The organism is Bacillus sp. FSL R5-0439 (genome assembly GCF_038008805.1).
Taxonomy (GTDB): domain Bacteria; phylum Bacillota; class Bacilli; order Bacillales; family Bacillaceae; genus Bacillus; species Bacillus safensis.
The window spans coordinates 781,328-802,982 of the sequence record NZ_JBBOZW010000001.1; the positions used below are offsets into that span (position 1 = coordinate 781,328).

The following is a 21,655-nucleotide window of genomic DNA, read 5'->3' on the forward strand; positions in this document are numbered from 1 at the left end:
GATCGGCTGGTTCTTAGCATGAGAAAGTTATTTTGAAGAAGAGCTGGATTCATCTTTGGCGGAAGAGGAATCCTTTTCATCCTGTACTTTCTTTGTATAGTCATAGTCGTTGCGGTCAATCGGTGTAAAGCCTTTAGGCTTGTAGAAACGGAGTAAATCTTCGGTGACAATCTTATCAGATGTCTCCAACATCTTTTTCACCGTTTCATTTTCTTGTGATGCCTTGTCAGTTGGCTCGATTTTCTCGCCTGTTTTGTTGCTGTAATAGTTATTGCCTACTTTTGTGTAGTCCTTAGACACGAAGTCACCGTTTCTAAATGGCACAAGCTCTTTAAAGTTCTTCGATAAGATATCAGAACCAGACATTAAATAGTTCTTCGTATCATCGCCGAGCAGGTGCAGAAGGGTTGGTGCGACATCGACTTCACCAGAGTATTTATGAATCTGTCCGCCTTTTACGCCAGGTACATGGATAAAGAGCGGCACACGCATGAGCTGTGCATTTTCATAATCTCCAATTTTTTGCCCTGTCACTTTTTCCATCGCTTCATTATGGTTTTCAGAAATGCCATAATGATCTCCGTACATAATGACGACTGTGTTGTCATAGAGACCTGACTTTTTCAAATCGTTGAAGAACTGTTCAATCGCTTCATCTAAATAATGAGCCGATTGGAAGTAGTTATCGACGACAGAGTCACCGAAGTCACCAGGTTCGAAATCAGTGTCACCTTCGTCCATTCCAAATGGGAAATGGTTCGATAAGGTAATGAATTTCGAATAAAACGGCTGCTTCATGTTTTTAAGCATTGGCATCGATTCTTTGAAGAACGGTTTGTCTTTCAGTCCGTAGTTCTTCGTATCCTGCTCGTTCATATCGTAGTACTCAGAATCGTAAAATCTGTCATACCCAAAGGATTTAAACATTTCATTACGGTTCCAGAAGGTTTTCGTATTACCATGGAATTCGGCTGACGTATATTGATCCTTCTTTAAAATACCAGGAAGTGCTTGATATGTGTTTTGCGCTTTGTTAATAAAAACAGAGCCCTGTGATAATGGGAATAATCCAGTATCCATCATAAATTCAGCATCAGACGTTTTTCCCTGTCCTGTTTGATGGAAGAAGTTATCAAAGTAAAACGTTTTGTTGTCGTGTGCCAATGAGTTAAGGAACGGCGTTACTTCTTTTCCATTCACTTTATAATCAATGACAAAGTTTTGCAGAGATTCAAGAGAAATTGTAATCACGTTCATGCCTTTCGCTTTCCCGTAATAAGCCGGGTTAGGATCAGCGCTGTTCGCTTTTAAATAATTCTCTACATCTGTCACGTCATTTGAATTTGCGAGAGCACGCTGGCTGTTTGATTTCACATTTTGAATGGCATCAAACACAGTAAAGTTATAAGCACCTAAATATTTAACTAAATAATTGCGGTCGAACGATCTTGATAAAAGCTCTGGACGATCGATCTCTGCAGCAACTAAGTTTAAAACAAAGATCACAACAGAGGACACAAGGACGAGTCTAAACGATTTTGACTTTTGTACAGGTACAGTCGTGGCTGTACTTGTTTGCTGCTGCCTTTTCATGCGGACTGCAAGTACGATCAAAATGATTGTATCAATAAAGTAAAACACATCAGTCCAACGCATGAGTGAAAATGCACTATCACCTAATTGTCCGCCATTCGTTCCTGCCTGCATCACTGTAGGCAGCGTGATAAAGTCATTGAAGAATCGATAGTACACGATGTTTGCGTATAGTAAAAAAGACATGAAAAAGTGAATCACAATGATAGCGGCAGGCTGCCATTTTTTCTTGAACAATAAAGCAAAGCCAAGAAAGAACAAGCTGGAGCTAATAGGATTCACGAAAAGCAAAATATGCTGAAGCACATTTGATATACCAAGTTTAAATTCGATTAAATACGCTGAATACGTTTTGAGCCATAGTAAGATGGCTGCAATCAGAAAGAAGCCGAGACCTCTTTTTTGAATAAATGTTTTCATATAAACACTCCTTTTCTCCGATACACGGAAGAGGCGGAACGAAAGAAAACGAACCATTAGAATATACCACGAAATGCACAAATAGAAAAGTCATAACCGGTGAGGCGCCTTTGCAAGCCTGTCCGAGCAATAAAAGGAGAGAAAATGAAAATATTCGCCCATCGAAAAACTTTTTATGAAAATCGACCTATTATTGACAGAAAATTCAGCAATTTTCCAGTTGCTATATCAATAAAACAGGTAAAAAGGCATAAGTCTAAAGAATTAATTTAATTTCTACAATGGTCATTTAGAGAGTTTTTCCATTGTTTATTAATGTTTATGCAGGTTAAGCAAAAAAAATGAACAATGGAATGGAACAAGATGATGGATAAAAATTCCTCTCATACGATATATCAATATATTTTTGTATTTCATCAACATAATGCTTTTAATGTGTTTTTTAAGGGTTTTATTTATTTTAATAAGTAAACAAATTATCTAGATATACTTAAGTGAACATATCGAGACTATAAACTTCTGAATTGGGGTCGATATAGACAGTGACAGGAAATCTTCCATTGAAAGGATTGATAGTATATGACTGTACGAGCAGAGAACCTCGTTCAGAACTGGTTTCCGAGTGAGGACGGAAATGCAGGAGAGCGTAAAGAACTCGTCAAATTGATGGAGCAGATCATTTCAGGGGTCGATGACCTGAAGGATCCCAACCGTGCACACCTTAAAGGTGAAAAGAATCGTGGGGAGGACTTTTACAAAAAGCTCACTGAAACAAGTCAAATTCCGATGAACGGCCAGCAAGCGGAACTTGTGAATGAAGAATTACTGAAGCTTTTACATAACCATCCATACCACACCAAGTATTTCTTCACGAACATTTTGCCAATGGCAAGTACACCAGGAATTTTAGGCATGCTGACAGCTATGCTGGTAAACGGAAACAACCTATGGGATGTTTACGGGCCAGCAGGTGCGGAAGCTGAGGTCAGAGTGGTCTCAATGATGTCTAAGCTCATCGGATATGATCCAAACGTGAGCGGGGGATACACAACATGGGGAGGTCAAGGAGCGATTTTTTCAGGACTTCGTTTAGCGATTGCCAAAGCAGCGCCGGAGTCACTGCGAAAAGGAGTTCCGCAAAATCTTTATGCGTTTTGTTCTGATGCCGCACATTACAGCTTATTTAAGTCAATGGAAGCAACAGGACTTGGCACAAACAACTTAATCAGAATTAAGACGAATAAAGATCATTCAATGGATATGGAAGATTTGCGTTGTCAAATGGAACGTGTTGCACAGGATGGCGGGATTCCCGTTTATATTGTGGCAACAACCGGAACAACAGATGCCATTGCAATTGATGATGTAAAAGGGGTACGTGAAACAGCAGAAGCGATTGCTGAAAAGTATGATCTGAAGGTGCCGCATATTCATGCAGATTCGGCGCTGGGTGGATTCTTTGCTTTCTTTAATGAGTATGATGTATCAGAAAACCCGCTGCAATTCTCAGACGGTGTTCTTCGTATGCTAAAAGAAATCAAAGCGAAATTCCAGCATCTTTCTCTTGCAGACTCGATGTGCTTTGATTTTCAAAAGCTCGGCCAAACACCTTACACATCCAGTTTATTCTTAGTGAAAAACGCTGCTGACTTAAAGCGTTTGGATCTGGAAGAACAAGAGACGCCATATGTTGGCCATAGAGGCTACGGGGAATACCATACGGGTTATACACTTGAGTGCTCAAGAATGGGAAGCTCAATCAGCATGCTGAGTGTGCTGTTAACGTTTGGGATTGAAGGCTACCAGCGCTTGCTCGGTCAATTCTTAGAAGTAAACCTTGCCTTCAGAGAAGCACTTAGTAGGGAAATTCCGCAAGCAGAAGTCGTGAATGATGACAACGTCGGAATGGCTACATTATTTAGAATTTACCTAGACGGCTCACCGCGTTTTCAAGAAGAGATTTCTGGCGAAGCGACTTCAATGGAAATTGAGCGAAACAATGAATTGAACAAAATGCTGTTTGAAAAACTTGGAGAGAAAAGAGACGAGATGTTCTTTGGCGATACAACGAAGTTTTTACTTGTTAACTCAAAAGAAGGTCAAGAATTCTATCTAAGTGTTAGTAAGTTTTTTGTCATCTCACCTTATACGTTACCAGAGCATATCCCTCATATCGTATCTTATTTAAAAGATGTGATTGCATCTGTTTGTGGACAATTTGAAAATGTACATGCTTAAATCAAATCTGAGAGTGGAGATGTAGGAAAAAATGGCGAAACAAAGGAAATTTGGAGGATACACGATATCCTCTAAAATCATGTCAGTCGTTACCGTAACATTACTCGCAACCGTTGCATTATTCGTTCTAACATTTTATCTAGTCAGCCAGGATTTATCATCCCAGTTATTAAAGCAATTTGATTATCGATTAACAACAGATATTGATACCGCCAAAAAAGAAATCGATAACATCGATGGAAACGTGCTCAGCATTAGCGGGAAGGATGATCCCATTTATGTCGATATCAAAAAGAAATTCACAGAGCTTCAAAAAGATCATACGCTTGAGAACTTATACGTGTTATCTAATAAAGGCGGTAAAGAAAGAATTATCGTATTAACTGGGGAAGACAATGATTTTGACCAGGATTATGCATTCTCAGATGAGATGAAGCAAGCTCTCTCTGAAGATAAAATGGTCAAAAGTGATATTTACCATGATTCATATGGAACACATAAATCAGTCTTTTTGCCAATCAAAGATTCAGGCGGTGAGCTGACAGGGATTTTAGGGATTGATTTAGATGCATCAATTGTTCCAGCCACAACGAAGAAGCTGACAATCTACATTACGGTTGCATCGGCTATTGTGCTCATCGGTGGATTGCTCTTCTCCTTTATCATGGGAAGAAGAATTGCGAAACCAGCACGTTCATTGATGGATTCAGCGAACCGAATTGCTGACGGTGATTTAACTGGAATGGTAGAAGTTGAGAGTAAAGACGAGATCGGCCAGCTTGCTGCATCCTTCCAAAAGATGCAGGGGCGGATCAAAGAGCTCATTTCGAAGATCTCGCACTCATCTAGTGAAGTATCAAAAATGTCTTCACAGCTTCGCACGGTGACGAACGAATCAAGTCAAAGTGCGCAGCAAGTGTCAGAAGCCATGACGAATATGAGTGAAGGAATCAATGATTCTGTCGCAAATATTACGGATTGTACGAGATCTGTTGCAGAGATCGATACTCAAATCGAAGGTGTCACAAAAGAAGTCGATGAAATGAAATCTGTTTCATCTGACGTACAGGAGCAGTCAGAATCTGGTCAAAAACTTGTGAACCATGTGCTTGATCATCTGAACTTGTTACATGACAAGATGACCAACTCGAAGCAGGCAGCAGAAGAATTACAATCCCATTCAACGGAGATTGAAAGTGTGATCTCGATTATTACGGACATTTCAGCACAAACGAATCTTCTTGCACTGAATGCTTCCATTGAAGCGGCACGTGTTGGGGAAGAAGGAAAAGGGTTTGCTGTTGTGGCAGATGAGGTACGTAAATTAGCAGAGCAATCAGCAGATGCAGCTAAAACTGTTTCAGACCTCGTTATCGGTACACAGGAAAACAGCCAGCGTGTTCTTGAAAGCGTAGAGGAAAGCAGTAAAGCAGTGGAAGAAGGACGTGAGCAAATGGAAGGCACGTCACAGAACTTCGCTGTGATTTACGACGGTGTATCTCAGTTTTCAAGAAGAACGAACAATTTGCTTGCTTCTATTAAGCAAGTTGAGCGAGCATATCAAACGATTTCTACATCGATTGAGCAAATTTCTGTTGTATCGGAAGAACATGCAGCCAGCTCTCAAGAAGTAGCGGCAGCAACAGAACAGCAAAGTGCTGGTATGCAGCAAATTTCAAGTGCGATTGAACAGCTCTCTGACATGTCAGACGACTTAGCACAAATGGTCTCAACTTTCAAAATCGACAAGAAATAACGAGAAAGGGCTAAAATATTTTAGCCCTTTTTCTCTTTTCAGTGAAGTAGGGATGAGCACCGAATGCGGTTTGTCTAGACGCTGAAGTTGGCTCTTGTGAGAGAGGCAGCTTTTTTGCTATGCTTAATCACATACTTGCGGTCAAAGGAGAAACGCTATGGATTTTGCGCAGAGATTATCAGAAGAACGGATCAAAAAAGCGATGGATAATGGGGCTTTTGAAGGATTATCTGGCTTTGGGAAGCCTCTGCCAAAAGATGACGCTGCTCATGTACCAGAAGAACTTAGAATGGGCTACCGCATTATGAAAAATGCCGGATTTGCTGGGGAAGAAACAGCGCTGAAAAAAGAACTTATGATTGTCAAAGAATTACTTCAATCGAGTATAGATGGAGAGGTAAGAAAGAAACTGTCTCTCATATGTGAAGAAAAACAAAAACGTCTGGATGAACTTACATCTAAGCGTCAAACTTTTGCCCGACCAGCCTCCTCCTTTTACAAAAATAAGGTCTACGAGAAATTAACGGAGCATAAAAAAAGATGATGACACGCTGCCTCCCTGAGCACATTGAGGGAGCTTTTTTATGTAAGCGCTACATTTTATTGTTGACTACATGTATATACAAATATAAAATATGAAGTAAACATGTATATACAAGTTTTTTGGTTCTTTTTTCTTATATAAAAAAACGATCTCGGAGGGGATAGTATGGCTGATTATCAGGCAGCAGCAGATCAGATTGTGAAAGCCATCGGCGGCAAAGAAAATATCGATCAAGCGACACATTGTGTAACAAGGCTGCGCTTTGTGCTGAAAGATGAAGGTAAGGTGGATGAGAAAGCACTTGAACAAATTGATGAAGTGAAGGGATCTTTCTCAGCGAACGGTCAATACCAAGTTGTTATCGGCCAAGGGGTCGTCAATCGAGTATATGCCGAAATGGTCAAAAGGACGGGAATTGGGGAAGCCACAAAAGAGGACGTCAAGCGTGCCTCTGATCAAAAATTGAATCCATTGCAGCGTGCTGTGAAAACGCTTGCTGATATCTTTATACCGATTCTTCCTGCTATCGTCACAGCCGGTTTATTAATGGGGATTAATAATATTTTAACAGCTCCTGATATTTTCTTCGATCAAAAATCGATTGTGGATGTGTACCCGGCATGGGCTGATTTAGCGAATATGATCAACTTAATTGCTGGCACTGCCTTCACGTTCCTGCCAGCATTAATTGGCTGGTCAGCTGTGAAGCGATTTGGGGGGAATCCACTTTTAGGGATGGTCCTCGGTCTGATGCTCGTACATCCAGACTTGTTAAACGCATGGGGCTATGGAGCGGCAGAGAAGACCGGTGACATTCCTGTTTGGAACTTGTTTGGACTTGAAGTGCAGAAGGTAGGCTATCAAGGACAGGTTCTTCCGATACTCGTTGCCTCCTATTTACTTGCAAAGCTCGAATTATTTATCACAAAACGGACACCTGAAAGTATTCAGCTGTTAGTTGTTGCACCGATTACGTTATTAGTCATTGGATTTTTATCATTTATCGTCATTGGACCTGTTACATTTGCAATCGGTAACGTTTTAACATCTGGACTTGTAGCGGTATTCCAGCAATTCGCAGCACTTGGCGGTCTATTATACGGCGGACTGTATGCAGCATTAGTCATTACAGGAATGCACCATACGTTCCTCGCTGTTGATATTCAATTGATTAACTCAAAGCTGCACGGCACGTTCCTATGGCCAATGCTTGCCTTATCCAACATTGCACAAGGATCAGCTGCCCTTGCGATGATGTTTGTCTTAAAAGATGAAAAGCAAAAAGGACTTTCGTTAACATCCAGTATTTCTGCTTATTTAGGAATTACTGAACCGGCCATGTTTGGGGTCAACCTGCGTTATCGATTCCCATTTATTTTTGCTCTGATCAGCTCAGGATTAGCCGGTATGTTTATCGCTTCTCAAGGGGTGCTGGCAAGTTCAGTTGGTGTTGGAGGCATTCCAGGAATCTTCTCCATTATCCCGAAATATTGGGGTGCATTTGCAATCGGAATGGTGATTGTACTCATCCTCCCATTCATCGGTACTCTTTTATATGCAAAACTAAAAAAGAAGAAGGATTTTTCAGACGAACTTAACTAGTGGTGGTGAAGGAAATTGAATCAGCAAACAAATGAACCGTGGTGGAAAAAAGCGGTGGTCTATCAAATTTATCCGAAAAGCTTTTTAGATACAACAGGCTCTGGGACAGGTGATATCAATGGCGTGACGAAAAAGCTTGATTATATCAAAGAGCTTGGGGCGGATTGTATTTGGCTCACGCCAATGTATGAGTCCCCGCAGCATGACAACGGCTATGATATTAGTGATTATACAAAAATCCATGAGATGTACGGCACAATGACAGATTTTGAACGCATGCTGAAGGAAGCGCATGAGAGAGGAATAAGGGTCATCATGGATTTAGCCGTTAACCATACATCCATTTTCCATGAGTGGTTTCAAGCCTCGCGTGAGTCAAAGGATAACCCTTATCGAGATTATTATATTTGGAAGGAGCCAAAAGCGGATGGATCTCCGCCGAATGATTGGCAGTCGAAATTTGGCGGTCCAGCCTGGGAACTCGATGAAGTAACAGGAGATTATTATCTTCATTTATATGATGTCACTCAGGCGGATCTCAATTGGGAGAAGGATGAAGTGCGCAGGAAAGTATATGACATCATGCACTTTTGGTTTGAAAAAGGAATTGATGGGTTTAGGCTGGATGTCATCAACAACATCTCAAAGGATCAGCGTTTCTTAGATGATGCCGGACAATCTGTGCAAGGCGACGGCCGCATGTACTATACCGATGGTCCGAGAATTCATGAATTTCTGCATGAAATGAACCAGGAGGTTTTTTCGAAATACGATAGCATGACAGTGGGAGAAATGTCTTCAACGAATATCGCAGACTGTATTCGGTATACAAGACCTGATCGGCAGGAGCTGGATATGACGTTTAACTTCCATCATTTAAAGGTGGATTATCCAAACGGTGAAAAGTGGGCGATCGCACCATTTGATTTTCAAGAATTGAAGTCGATTCTTTCTGAATGGCAGACGAAAATGCATGAGGGCGGCGGCTGGAATGCGCTGTTCTGGTGCAATCATGATCAGCCGCGTATCGTCTCAAGGTATGGTGATGATGACACGTATCATCAGCAATCAGCGAAGATGCTGGCAACCACAATGCATCTCATGCAAGGGACTCCTTATATTTATCAAGGTGAGGAAATAGGCATGAAGAATCCTCGCTTTGAGGACATTTCGTCTTATCGTGATATCGAATCACTCAATATGTACGAAGTCATGCTTGAAAAGGGAAAATCAAAGGAAGAAGCACTCGCCATTTTACAGGTCAAGTCAAGAGATAATGCGAGAACACCAATGCAGTGGAATTCAGAGAAGAATGCAGGTTTCTCAACAGGAACGCCTTGGATTGAGCCAGCCAATAACGACATTTCGGTCGAGGCTTCATTAAAAGATCAGACGTCCATTTTCTATCATTACCAAGCCCTTTGCAGACTGCGTAAAGAACTTGACGTGATCACATATGGCAGCTTCTCCTTACTCCTAGCAGAAGATCCAAAGATTTTTGCTTATGTTAGAGAAAGCAAGGATGAGAAGCTCCTCGTGATCAACCACTTTTATGCAGGTGAGGCGCACTTTACGCTTCCTGATGAGCTTGTGCAGGCTGCTGATGAGATGGAGTGTCAAGTGCTGTTATCCAATTATGAGGATGTGCCGGCACATATCAAGGGATTTACGTTGCGCCCATATGAGTCAATCGTTTATCATTTAACCAAACGCTAGAAAATGGGGCGGAGGGAAAATGAAAGAGAATAAGTTTCGAGTGATTTATGATCAGCTAGCAAGACGAATCGAACAAGGTGAATGGCAGGATAAAGGCATCCTCCCATCAGAGCATGAGCTTTCGATTATGTACGACACGTCCCGGGAGACGGTGAGAAAGGCATTAAATATTCTTGTGCAAAATGGCTATATCCAAAAAATCCGCGGGAAAGGCTCTGTATTGCTGAATCGGGAGAAAATGCAGTTCCCTGTATCAGGTCTTGTCAGCTTTAAAGAGCTTTCCAAAACGCTTGGCCGAAAGACAGTCACAACGGTTCATGAATTTGGTTTAATCAAACCGGATCAGTATATTCAGTCTCAGCTGAAAATTGATGGACAGACGGACGTCTGGAAAGTCATTCGCTCTCGCAATATTAGCGGGGAAGAAGTGATTTTAGACAAGGACTACTTTTTGCAAAAGCATGTTGAAGTATTGTCTAAAGACATATGCGAAGGATCAATCTACGAGTATATTGAAGGAGAACTCGGTGTATCAATCAGCTATGCTCAAAAGGAATTTGTGGTAGAGCCATGTACAGAAGAGGACGCCAAGTACCTTGATTTAAAGGGATTTGACCATGTCGTCGTGGTAAAGAATTATGTGTTCTTAGAGGATACGAGTCTATTTCAATACACAGAAAGCCGTCACAGGTTAGACCGCTTCAGGTTCGTCGATTTTGCTAGAAGAGAAAAAAAGGACAGAGCATAGGCTCTGTCCTTTTCTTTTAAGATGATACATTTTTTCTTGTACGCTTACGCTGGTAGTAATAGAGGATGCCGCCTGAGGCAAGCATGAGTACGCCAATCAATACAGCTGTATACATCATTGTTGCTGTATTCGGCAGTGTGCCGCCTGGGAGTCCGGTTCCATCTTGGTTTGGATCTGTACCTGTACCTCCGCCTGGCGCTGAACTTCCACCGTCTCCACCAGTTTGATCTGGCGTTGTTCCAACTGCCCCGCTTTGGTTGAGTACGGTGTATTCGCTGAAGTGCTTAGTTTGACCTGAAACGGCCCCATTTTCGAATGATCCATTACTTGTTTTGGCATAACGATTTTTCTTGCGGTCTACATAATATACACCAGGTTTCTTTGCCTTTTGAGGCTCATCTAATGTAAAGGATAGTGTAACAGGATCTTTAAAGGTAGAAACCTTTTTCTGATCTTGTTTGATTTGGAAATCATACGTATTCGTTAATGCATTTTTCACCTTATCCGTCTTTGTCATCGATATTTCTGCGTTTTTCTCGGACAAGTTAGAGAGCGGTAATGCGAGTCCCACTTTGTCATGATAAATAGTGACGTTCGGATCTTGCTCTCTTTTCTTCAGCTCGGTTACCTGTGCTTTTGATAGTGACAATTGAACGTTTTTCGCTTCGCTCGCTTTGTCTAAATAGAGCAATGCTTTGTTTGTATGCTGCACATACGTTTGGAATTTCTCATCATCTTGAATGTCATAAGCGCCTTTTCCTTTCGCACGTGGAAGGAACACTTCTTTCACTCGATGATCGATGACAGGAGAAATATGCCCGCCGTCTGCCTGTTCAATTTGCTCTTTGAAGATTTCATAGTCAACATAGCCTAAGTCTTCGCCGTGAGAGGCTTCTGTAAAGACGCTGTAGCCATCGCCGCCTGTCCCGACAAATGCGTTTGTTGCCACGCGGTATGTTTTCTTATCATCAATGTCTGTTAGTTTGCCGTTTTTGTCTTTCAGTTTGACATCAATGAGTCTGCTGCCAGCTGGTTTACTCAGTGTAAACGTATATTCAATGCCGGCTACATGAGGGAATGCGCCGCCGCCTTCCTCAATGCCTGAAAGCCCTTGTTCGAGCGCTTTCTTTATTTGGCTGCCTTTTAAATCCGCAACATAGAGTGTGTTTCCGAATGGCATGACCGTTAAAATATCACCTAAAGTGATATCTCCTTTTTCAATGCTGCCTCGAATACCGCCGCCGTTTGTGATGGCAAGATCAGCACCAGCAGATTCCTGCGCTTTCTTCAGCATGCCGTCAGCAATAAAGTTCCCAAGGTTCGTTTCCTTCGCCCGGACGTGCTCTCGTTGTCCGTCTAAGAGGACATCAGTAGAGCCGACTTTTTCCGTTTTTAAATCTTGAATATCTGCCTTGTACTGATCGAGGATCGCTTTTGCATCGGCATCTTCTTTGACAGAGTCATCTATGGTGATGAGGTCAAAAGAAGATTTCTTTGGCTGTACGACTCCTTTTTGATTAAAGGCCACGTCTACTTTTCCTAAGAATTGTCCGTAGTCTTTTACTTGTGCGACAATCGTTGGTTCTTTCTTATTGACGACCTTTAATTTTTCTACAAGGGTGTGCGTGTGACCGCCAATGATTAAATCAATACCGTCTACTTTTTGAGCCAGCTCAAGGTCACGGTTATAGCCAATGTGTGTTAAAGCAATGATTTTATTGATTTTTTCTTCTGTTTGAATGGTGTTGACTGTTTCCTTTGCTTTCTTGTATGCATCCTTGAATTGAATGTTAGGGCCGCTGCTGGATGTAATGGCCGTGTCTTCAGTGGTTAAGCCAAATACAGCCACCTTTTCACCGTTTACATCAAGCAGGATGTATGGGTAAATCCCAGCTTCTTTTTTCTCACCAGCTTTAAATGTGGCTGGCTTTTTCACTAAGCCGCTCAATTGTTTTTCCTTAGAGACATCAACGTTTGATGACACAATCGGGAATGCAGGCTTTTCAAATTGGTGACGGTTTTTCGCATCTACATCTGATGCATCACCTGTCAGGAATTGACGAAGAACAGAAGGACCTTTGTCAAATTCATGATTACCAAACGTCATGGCATCATATTTCATTAAGTTCATCAGTTTGAGGTCGGCAAGTCCTTGCCATTTTGTGAAATATAGGTCACCAGAGAAGACATCTCCAGCATCTAATAAAATGTTGTTCTTGCTTTCTGCCCGAACTTCTTTAATCTTTGTGGCACGTCTTGCCGCATCATCAAGGTGTGCGTGTGTATCGTTTGTATGCATCACCGTTAAATTCCAGTTGTCTGATGCAGGCGGTTCTGTTGTGCCATCCTCTTTAAAGGCTAGCTTGTACACACCAAGACCATCTGTGCTGGCGTTACGAACAAAGTCTACACTGCTAGATTTTTCAGCAAACGGCTTAGCTAAAAGAGAAGATTCGAATGTGACTGTTGCGCCTTTGATTGGTGCAATGGACCAGTTTTGATCCGCACTTGGGTTGATGGTTTTTTGTTCGATAATATAATCCATCAGCACTTGGCGGTTCTCATCGGCTGAGGCAAGCACCACTTTATCTTGCGTCAGATGCGGGAAGCCACCGCCGCCAGAAGCTCGATAGTTGTTTGTCACGACTAAAAATTCTTGATTGTCAGAGACTGGTTTCCCGTTGTAGGACAGGTTTTTGATGCGGTTTGCCTTCGCATTGACAAGAGTGCCTGTTGTGCTGTACTTAGCAGGCTGCGTCACATCAACTTGATAGGTGACACCATCGATCACATCAAAGTTATACGAGCGGTATTCTTCGTTTAAAATAGGCTGTTCATTTGAATCGTTTGGCTTGATCTGATTAAACTGTCCGGCAGACATCTCGAGCCAGTCTTTCACTTCACTGCCTTTCAGTTTGACAATTTGCACGGTGTTATCGTAAAGGTAGAGATCGCCGATGTTTTTAATCGCTAAATCACCTTTTGCGATATTTGTATAATAATTTACACCGTTTCGGCCGCCGGCTTTAAACGGGGCGCCTGCAGATAAAATCGGTAAGTTTTTGTATGACGTATCCTTCATTTTTTCTTGTGCATACCATTTTTGTGCATCCGTCACAATTTGAATAGAAGGGTCATCCATCACTTGAGCAAAAAAGCTGTTAATGTCTGCTTCTGTTTTACCGACAGGCTTTCTTACATAATCAAGTGTGTTTTGATGCGTCGTTTGAATAGCATCTTTTACAGTGCTGTTTTGAGAGGTGACTCCTGCAACAGATTCAATCTTTCCTGTTCCATCTGTGACTTTCCAGTTGCTGCCGTCAGGCTCTAATGTTAAATCAATGACGCCGAGGTAGCTTCCCCAGTTTTTAGACATGACGACTGGAATGCCGTTGATGGTTCCTTTTGAGACATCGAATTTGTCAACGCCGCTATATTCAGCGCTTGGGAATGTGCCGTGCTGGTGGCCAGACACGATCGCATCAATGCCTTTCGTTTTCGTGGCAAGGTCAAAGATCATATTTTCTGATCCTTTAGGCGAAGCGGTTTTTTCAATTCCTGTATGGGCAAGAGCGACGATGATATCTGCTCCTTTTTCCTTCATTTCAGGAATGGTTTCATTGGCAGATTCGACGATATCCTGCACTTGAACTTGTCCATCTAAATGCTTCTTATCCCACGTCATAATTTGTGGTGGAACGAATCCTATGTAACCGACTTTCACAGTTTGTGAGGCTCCGTTTGCGTCTTTAAATGTTTTTTCTTGAATCACATAAGGCGTAAAACGGTGTTCTCCATTTAACTTTTTGACGTTCGCATTGACAATTGGGAAGTTAGCCCCGGCAATAGTACCGTCAAGAAATGATAATCCGTAGTTAAATTCATGATTGCCAAGTGTTCCTGCATCGTACTTTAGTTTGTTGAGTGTATGAATAATGGGGTGAACCTTTGTTTGATTGATGATGCTGTCTTTCTCATTTTTGTAAACGTATTCTCCAAGAGGGGTTCCTTGAATCAGGTCTCCGTTATCAACAAGGAGTGTATTTGGATTTTGTGAACGGTGCTTTTCAATTAGCTCGGCTGTTTTTGCCAAACCAAATTCATTTGTTTCTTTGTCGCTGTAATAATCATAGTTCATCATGTTCGCATGAACATCCGTTGTGGCTAAGATGCTGACTTTTACGGCATCGCCGTTTTCTATTGCTGCATGAGTAGGTACTGCTGGGAGAATGAGACTAATCATCATAATGGAAGTGAGCAGAATAGACAGGTTTTTCCTTCGTTTAGACCTATGTGTTTGCTTCTTCACCTGATCTCCGCCTTTCTAATTTTTTTGACCACAATACCTATTGTAGAAATGTTTCGTTAACTTTTGTAGTTATTTTTTGCAGATTATTGTAAAGATAACATAAATCATACGAATTACCTTGTTGAGGAAATATAAATAAGTCTAAATGCTTATTTTTATCATAAGGGGTTTTCTGATCGGGATAGGATGTTTGATTTCAATGTACCCGGGTATAGTGTGTAGTGTAAACGATAATCAAGCAGGAGGGTTTCTACATGGGTAAGAAAATTGCAGTTGTATTAACAGATTACTTTGAGGATGTTGAATTCACCGAGCCTGCAAAAGCCTTTAAAGATGCAGGCCATGAGATCACAGTAATTGAAAACGAAAAAGGTAAAACAGTGAAAGGGAAGCAAGGAGAAGCAGAAGTGAGAGTGGATGCGTCCATTGATAACGTGAAGCCTGAAGACTTCGATGCACTACTGATTCCTGGCGGTTTCTCACCAGACATTCTGCGTGCAGATGATCGCTATGTCCAATTCACAAGAGCATTTATGGACGAGAAAAAACCAGTATTTGCGATCTGTCACGGACCGCAATTGCTCATTACAGCGAAGACGCTGGAAGGCAGAGGCGCGACTGGCTATACATCCATTCAAGTAGATATGGAAAACGCAGGCGCCAAATTCAAAGATGAAGAAGTTGTTGTTTGTCAGGATCAGCTTGTGACAAGCCGTACACCTGATGACATTCCAGCATTTAACCGTGAATCATTAAAACTGCTCGCAAAATAAGCAGTTTTTGATAGGATAAATAAAGCCAGCACCTTGCGGGGTGCTGGCTTTTTCTGTGCATGGATGGAAGAAAGCGGCGTAAACCGCAATCTGGTTTCCTTTGCACGTTTATTTTCTTAAGTTTTTTAGTTCGCTTGCGATGGCTTGCATTTCACTTGGGCTGAATGAAGATTTTTTCATAACCATTTGGTGTAGAAATTCAATATCTTCGTACTTGTCTGGACTGAAGTCCTCGGCTTTGATGACTCCAATGTTCAGCATATTTAACTTTTGCGAAATGTCTTCAATCAGCTGATTGACTTCAGCCGCTTTTTGCTCTGACAAGGGCGGCACGTCCTTTCCTGCATATGTGTTGAATAACATGTCTATTTTAACAGAAATGCAAAAGAATAAAAGGGCTATTAAGACGACACGGAGATGTTTTTCTCCTTTTTCTCCTGCTTGATCTTATCAATGATTCGTTTAGATTCAAACACGACAACTCCTGATAAACCGATAAGGCCGATTAAGTTCGGAACAGCCATCAGTCCGTTTAGCATATCCGCCACGCCCCAGACGAAATCATTCTTAAACACGGCACCGAAAAAGACAGCAATAACAAACACAACACGATAATACATCACATACGAATCTTTTGCCAAATATGTAAAGCATTTTTCACCGTAATAGGACCAGCCAATAATGGTGGAATAAGCGAATAAAAGTAAGCCGATTGCAACAATGATTGAGCCGATTGGTCCAAGGAAATGAGCAAAGGATAACGAGGTGAGTGCATCACTTTTTTCTGTGACGTACATATCGGCCATGACAATTGTGATCCCTGTAATGGAACAAACAATCATCGTATCAATAAATACTTGCGTCATTGACACAAGCGCTTGACGAGCAGGCATATCTGTTTTGGCAGCAGCTGCAGCGATTGGTGCAGAACCAAGACCTGCTTCATTGGAAAATACCCCTCTCGCCACACCCCAGCGGATTACGGTACCGATCGCACCGCCTGCAACGGCTTGACCTGTAAATGCATCCGTAAAAATGAGCCCGACTGCACTTGGGACAAGATCCGCATTCATGACAAGAATGATCAGCCCGCAAATGACGTAGAATAAAGCCATGACCGGTACAAAAATAGCCGTCACCCGGCCAATGCTTTTAATCCCGCCTAAAATCACGAGCGCAGTAAAGGCCGTAATAATAATGCCTGTGATCCATGTTGGAATCTGAAAGGTTGAATTCATGACACCAGAAATCGAATTTGACTGCACGAGATTCCCAATTCCAAAGGCAGCCGCAGCACCAAAAATAGCAAACAGCACCCCTAGCCATTTTTGCTTCAAGCCATGCTCCAAATAGTACATCGGCCCGCCGGACATTTCACCTTTTTCATTTTTGACACGGTATTTCACTGCGAGAACAGCTTCAGCATATTTTGTCGCCATTCCAAAGAACGCTGCAAACCACATCCAAAACACAGCGCCTGGTCCGCCGGCAATGACAGCAGAGGCGACCCCTACAATATTTCCCGTTCCAACCGTTGCAGCAAGAGCTGTCATTAATGCTTGGAAGTGAGAAATATCACCTTCTGATGTCTTGTCTTGCTTTGAAAATGCAAGCTTCAGCGAATAGGGGAGCAGCCTAATTTGAATGAAGAGTACGCGAAAGGTAAGGTAAATCCCAGTCCCCACGATCAAAAACAAAAGCGGCGGTCCCCATAATACATCATTGATATTGCTGACAATCTGTTCTACCCATCCCATATGTATCCCCCTTTATTTGTGCAATTCTCCTAAAGTGTCCCCTTTTTTTGTATAATGTGTCAATGCCGATGGGAGTTTTTCTTGCAAAGTTTTCAAAAGAAAAAGGGCTTGATATGATAGAGAAAAGGTTTTCGAAAGCAGTTTCTAGGGAAAAGATAGGAGGAGAATGAAGGATGATTCATGTATTATTCGTATGTCTTGGCAATATTTGTAGGTCACCGATGGCAGAGGCCATGTTTAGAAAACGAGTAGAAGATGAAGGACTAAGCGAGCACTTTGTCATTGATTCAGCAGGCATTGGCGGCTGGCATCAAGGCTGTCCTCCGCATGAAGGAACACGAAAGCTGCTTGATGAAAAAGGGATCAGCTATGAAGGGATGTCCGCAAGACAAATCATACATGAGGACATCACAGCATACGACTATATCATTGCGATGGATGCTGAAAATGTAGGGGCACTTCGCAGTATAGCCGGTTATGGGAAACATCACTTTATTGGCCGTCTTCTTGACTTTGTTGAAGACGATGATCGAGATGATGTGCCAGACCCTTATTACACTGGAAACTTTGAGGAAGTACATGATTTAATTGAAACAGGAATTGATCGTTTTTTGACGTATGTAAAGAAAGAGAAACACCTTTAACTGAAAGGAGATCAGACGAGATGGAAGAGAAAAATCAAATCATGCTTCGAGGAGCTGTGATAGGAGCAGCTTGCGGCGCACTGCTGACATTATTTCATCGGCCAACGAGAATTGCGCTTAAAGACAAATGGGATGACTGTCAGGAAAAGCTGGCGGAATACCGTCAGGAGCCAGCCAGAATTTCTGCTTGCGTGAAAGAAAAAATGGAAGAAACGAAGCAGCTGATGCGAACAGTCTCAGATGATTTGTCATTTTTAAATAAACAAGTCAATCAGTTAAAGGAAACAACCCCAAAAGTATTAGAGATTATTGAAGAAACAAAGGATCACTTTCGATCGAAATAGAAAGATTGATCATTGGAGATGAGGCGTATGGGTTTTATTAAAGCGTTAATTGAACGCTTTTTGCTGCATGAAGGACCAGCAAAATCTGCTGAGCTTGCTTACTTCTTTTTGCTTTCATTATTTCCGTTTCTCATCTTCGTGCTGACACTCGTTGGATATTTGCCGCTGACGTCGAAGGATGTCCTGAGCGTCATCTCTGGTTATGCGCCAGAAGGAGCGCTTTCGATGATTGAATCCATCGCCGAAGAGACACTGAACAGCCGCAACGGCGGATTGTTGTCATTCGGGATTATTGCCGCCCTTTGGTCTGCATCTAACGGGATTAATGCCGTCGTCAGAGCATTTAACCATGCTTACGAAGTTGAGGAAAATCGTTCCTTCATTCTCGTACGTTTAACATCAATCATCTTAACCATAGCGATGGTTCTTACGATTATTTTTGCCTTAATGCTACCTGTCTTTGGAAAAGAACTTGGCTTATTTGTCGCTAAATTAGTTGGGCAGTCAGATGCCTTTCTCACCATTTGGACGGCCATGAGGTGGATCATTAGCCCGCTGATTTTATTGATTGTGTTTACAGCCTTGTACTATTTCGCCCCAAACATCAGACTGAAATTGAAATTTGTTCTGCCAGGCGCCATTTTTGCATCGATTGGATGGATTTTGGTCAGCATGCTGTTCTCATTTTACGTAGGCGAGTTTGCTAATTACAGCGCGATGTACGGAAGTATTGGGGGAATCATTATTTTAATGATCTGGTTCTATTTAACCGGCATCATGATTATCCTTGGCGGCGAGCTCAATGCGCTTTTACATAAGCGTAAAATCGTACCAGGCAAGGTGTGAAGAAATCTGGGCATCCTAAAGAAGAACGAACATGTTCAATCTTGATGGATGGGGGAATCACATATGTCCAAACAATCGAAAAAAGGCGGAAGCAACACGAAACAAAACAAAGGCCATCAGCCAAAGCACAAAACAAGCGGCAGTGCGAACGGGCAAAATGGTTATCATTAAATGAAAAAACTCCTCTGCGGTGCAGGGGAGTTTTTATTTCGACAATCGTATATACCGCTTAAGGTTAAAAGCTGTATCAGGTTTTGACTGGTAATGAGAATCAAGCTGAAACCCTGCGTTTATCGCTACACGTTCACTTCTGACATGGCCAACAGGACAAAAAATTTCAAATCCATCGACTTTAGGAGCAAAGGTATCTGTCATATATTTCACGATGGTTGTCACAATGCCTTGTCCTTGAGCGTCTTCATCAATCCAATAACCGATATTGCCTACTTGTTGATCAAACGTCAGACGGAGCACACCGATTAATTGCTCGTTCAGCTGAATGCCAGCTTCCAACCCTTTTTGTTCAATGTAGGTGGTTTGAGTTGATTGAATAAACGTTTTGACTGCTTCTATGCTTTTGCAGTGATGAACCCAAGGCAGCCACTCCCCTAAATGAGCCTTATTTTTTTGAATAAGGCTAAATAGTGTGTCCGCATCATCTATTTGTAGAGATGCCAAAGTCAACTCATTTGTGATGTTATAGGTAAACAACGATTGACCCTCCATTTTAGTGACTTTCCACCACTGCCGTCGTTCTCCCAAACCGAACGCAGCAAAACACAAATAATATCACGATACTGACAAGGTAAAGTAAATTCATTCCTTCAAACGTTTGCACAAAGAATCCTCCAAGTACCGGCCCGAGAATACTGCCTGCACTAAACGCCATCCCGCACATCAAATTCCCGGCGGGAAGCAGATGCTTTGGCAATAAGTCGGTCATATAACTGATGCCAAGTGAGAAGGTAGAGCCTACAGCCATTCCGGCGATAAAGAAACAAATGGCGACAGCCAAAACGGATTGAATGAAGATCCCTGCTAAAAGGAAAAAGAATGATCCAGCGAGTGTCACACATAAAATGATGCGGCGTCTGCCAAACCGGTCACTGAGCATCCCAAGAGGAAGCTGAAAGACAATGCTCCCAATGGCAAACGCAGGTAAAATAAACGCAACTGCCTCTACTGTCACACCGCTTCTTAGCGCATATACAGGGAAGTTACTATTAAGCGTCGTTTCTAAAAATCCATAGCAAAATGGCATCATAAAGGCGACCCAGCCAAATTGAAAGGCCTTTTTGAAGCGCTTCAAACTGTTTGTCTGCTCTGACGTTTGCACTTCGCCCGTATCTGGATATGTATTTTTTAAAACAAACACAAGCAGCCAAATACATAAACTAACGGCACCAGAAACAATAAAAGGCAAAGCTGGATTGATCTCAATGAGCGGCGTTAAAAAAGGGCCGGCGGCAAAACCGAGTCCAAACGATAATCCATACAGTGAAATGTTTCTTCCGCGATTTCTCGAGGATGAAGCATAGGTCACCCACGTCTGTGTAGAGAAATGCAGCATATGGTCACCAATCCCGATCATAAGCCGGAGGAAGAACCAGACGACATAAGATTCAAAAAACACAAAGCTAAACAAGCTTAAAAAGACAGCGGCGCCTCCAATGACGATTAACGGCTTAAATCCAAACCGGCGAAGCGGTGCTTCCATAAAAGGAGACGCAAGCAGCACACCGAGATATAAGCCTGTGGCATGCAGGCCGTTTAACGTAGGAGATGTACCGGCATGTTCGAAAATAATGGAAATGACAGGAAGTAATGCACCCTGTGAAAAACCAGACACGGATACAAGTAAAATTAAAATCATAAAGTGAATTCTCGACATAAGATGCTCCTTACAAGTTCATATTTTCATCGTACAATGGAACCATAGGGGTTTCAATAGAAAGGTGGAAAAGGAATGAAGCTGACATACGAAAACGATCATTGGATCGCACATTATGAGGACAGGCAGCTGCCTATTTCAGGAACAGAAGAAATGGGGTACCGTCCATCTCAATTGTTCACCTCAGCCATTGCAGGCTGCTTTGGAGAAATGCTCATTCATGTGTGCCATAAAAAGCGAATATCCTATGAAGGGCTGACGATCACACCTGAAACGACAAGGGCAGGAGCTGTAAACAAGATTTCCTGCATTCATTTACATATCTTATTTGAAGACATTAATACATCTGATGAACAAATCGATAAAGTGATCACCCTTGCATTGAAGCATTGCTCTATGGTGCAGTCCGTGAAAGGAAGTATTGATATCACCTTCTCACACGCGCGAATCTAAAATGTATATGATGCCGGCACT

The 21,655-nt window shown here is 42.1% G+C and carries 17 protein-coding genes; 11 read left to right on the forward strand and 6 right to left on the reverse strand.

Going from position 1 to position 21,655, the window contains the following annotated elements; genetic code table 11:
• Positions 1-27: 27 nt before the first annotated feature.
• Complete coding sequence (locus tag NST59_RS03830; protein ID WP_126681355.1) at positions 28-2,013, reverse strand: LTA synthase family protein; 1,986 nt, start codon at positions 2,011-2,013, stop codon at positions 28-30.
• Positions 2,014-2,592: 579 nt separating this feature from the next.
• Here NST59_RS03830 and NST59_RS03835 point away from each other — a divergent pair.
• From NST59_RS03835 to treR, 6 genes are all read left to right on the forward strand, one after another.
• Positions 2,593-4,251, forward strand: coding sequence for a pyridoxal phosphate-dependent decarboxylase family protein (locus tag NST59_RS03835; protein WP_039177127.1), 1,659 nt, complete (start codon positions 2,593-2,595; stop codon positions 4,249-4,251).
• 31 nt (positions 4,252-4,282) lie between these two features.
• Positions 4,283-6,007, forward strand: coding sequence for a methyl-accepting chemotaxis protein (locus tag NST59_RS03840; protein ID WP_058837483.1), 1,725 nt, complete (start codon positions 4,283-4,285; stop codon positions 6,005-6,007).
• Positions 6,008-6,164: 157 nt separating this feature from the next.
• The gene (locus NST59_RS03845; protein ID WP_341040167.1) at positions 6,165-6,551 is read left to right on the forward strand and encodes a DnaJ family domain-containing protein; all 387 of its coding nucleotides are present in this window, start codon (positions 6,165-6,167) and stop codon (positions 6,549-6,551) included.
• Positions 6,552-6,716: 165 nt separating this feature from the next.
• Positions 6,717-8,153: a PTS system trehalose-specific EIIBC component gene (gene treP / locus NST59_RS03850; protein WP_041087235.1), complete on the forward strand. Its 1,437-nt coding sequence runs from the start codon at positions 6,717-6,719 to the stop codon at positions 8,151-8,153.
• A gap of 15 nt (positions 8,154-8,168) precedes the next feature.
• Positions 8,169-9,869: an alpha,alpha-phosphotrehalase gene (treC, locus tag NST59_RS03855; protein ID WP_144491764.1), complete on the forward strand. Its 1,701-nt coding sequence runs from the start codon at positions 8,169-8,171 to the stop codon at positions 9,867-9,869.
• A 19-nt stretch (positions 9,870-9,888) separates the two neighbouring features.
• Entirely contained in the window at positions 9,889-10,617 is a 729-nt protein-coding gene (treR, locus tag NST59_RS03860) for a trehalose operon repressor (protein WP_144491763.1), read from the forward strand.
• Between the two features lie 16 nt (positions 10,618-10,633).
• Here the strand turns inward: treR and NST59_RS03865 are convergent, their stop codons facing one another.
• Positions 10,634-14,926 (reverse strand): multifunctional 2',3'-cyclic-nucleotide 2'-phosphodiesterase/3'-nucleotidase/5'-nucleotidase, encoded by a 4,293-nt coding sequence (locus tag NST59_RS03865; protein WP_341040170.1) that lies wholly within the window; start codon positions 14,924-14,926, stop codon positions 10,634-10,636.
• Positions 14,927-15,180: 254 nt separating this feature from the next.
• On the opposite strand from NST59_RS03865, the gene NST59_RS03870 reads away from it, so the two are divergent.
• On the forward strand, positions 15,181-15,699 hold the full coding sequence (locus tag NST59_RS03870) for a type 1 glutamine amidotransferase domain-containing protein (RefSeq protein ID WP_024425275.1): 519 nt from the start codon (positions 15,181-15,183) through the stop codon (positions 15,697-15,699).
• Positions 15,700-15,807: 108 nt separating this feature from the next.
• On the opposite strand, the gene NST59_RS03875 is transcribed toward NST59_RS03870, so the two are convergent.
• On the reverse strand, positions 15,808-16,023 hold the full coding sequence (locus tag NST59_RS03875; protein ID WP_003214000.1) for a DUF1128 domain-containing protein: 216 nt from the start codon (positions 16,021-16,023) through the stop codon (positions 15,808-15,810).
• Positions 16,024-16,100: 77 nt separating this feature from the next.
• Positions 16,101-17,456 (reverse strand): alanine/glycine:cation symporter family protein, encoded by a 1,356-nt coding sequence (locus NST59_RS03880; protein WP_039177145.1) that lies wholly within the window; start codon positions 17,454-17,456, stop codon positions 16,101-16,103.
• A 173-nt stretch (positions 17,457-17,629) separates the two neighbouring features.
• Between NST59_RS03880 and NST59_RS03885 the strand changes: the two genes are divergently transcribed.
• Genes NST59_RS03885 through NST59_RS03895 form a run of 3 tightly spaced genes read left to right on the forward strand, consistent with a single transcriptional unit; the run spans position 17,630 to position 19,290 of the window.
• The gene (locus NST59_RS03885) at positions 17,630-18,100 is read left to right on the forward strand and encodes a low molecular weight protein-tyrosine-phosphatase (RefSeq protein WP_144491761.1); all 471 of its coding nucleotides are present in this window, start codon (positions 17,630-17,632) and stop codon (positions 18,098-18,100) included.
• Positions 18,101-18,120: 20 nt separating this feature from the next.
• Positions 18,121-18,444 carry a YtxH domain-containing protein gene (locus NST59_RS03890; protein WP_341040174.1) on the forward strand — a complete coding sequence of 108 codons (324 nt, stop codon included), beginning with the start codon at positions 18,121-18,123 and terminating at the stop codon, positions 18,442-18,444.
• 27 nt (positions 18,445-18,471) lie between these two features.
• Complete coding sequence (locus NST59_RS03895) at positions 18,472-19,290, forward strand: YihY/virulence factor BrkB family protein (RefSeq protein WP_039177150.1); 819 nt, start codon at positions 18,472-18,474, stop codon at positions 19,288-19,290.
• A 204-nt stretch (positions 19,291-19,494) separates the two neighbouring features.
• Here the strand turns inward: NST59_RS03895 and NST59_RS03900 are convergent, their stop codons facing one another.
• Positions 19,495-20,001 (reverse strand): GNAT family N-acetyltransferase, encoded by a 507-nt coding sequence (locus NST59_RS03900; RefSeq protein ID WP_106025877.1) that lies wholly within the window; start codon positions 19,999-20,001, stop codon positions 19,495-19,497.
• A gap of 16 nt (positions 20,002-20,017) precedes the next feature.
• Complete coding sequence (locus NST59_RS03905) at positions 20,018-21,181, reverse strand: MFS transporter (protein ID WP_064497727.1); 1,164 nt, start codon at positions 21,179-21,181, stop codon at positions 20,018-20,020.
• 75 nt (positions 21,182-21,256) lie between these two features.
• On the opposite strand from NST59_RS03905, the gene NST59_RS03910 reads away from it, so the two are divergent.
• Positions 21,257-21,634: an OsmC family protein gene (locus NST59_RS03910; protein WP_106025878.1), complete on the forward strand. Its 378-nt coding sequence runs from the start codon at positions 21,257-21,259 to the stop codon at positions 21,632-21,634.
• Positions 21,635-21,655: the final 21 nt, after the last annotated feature.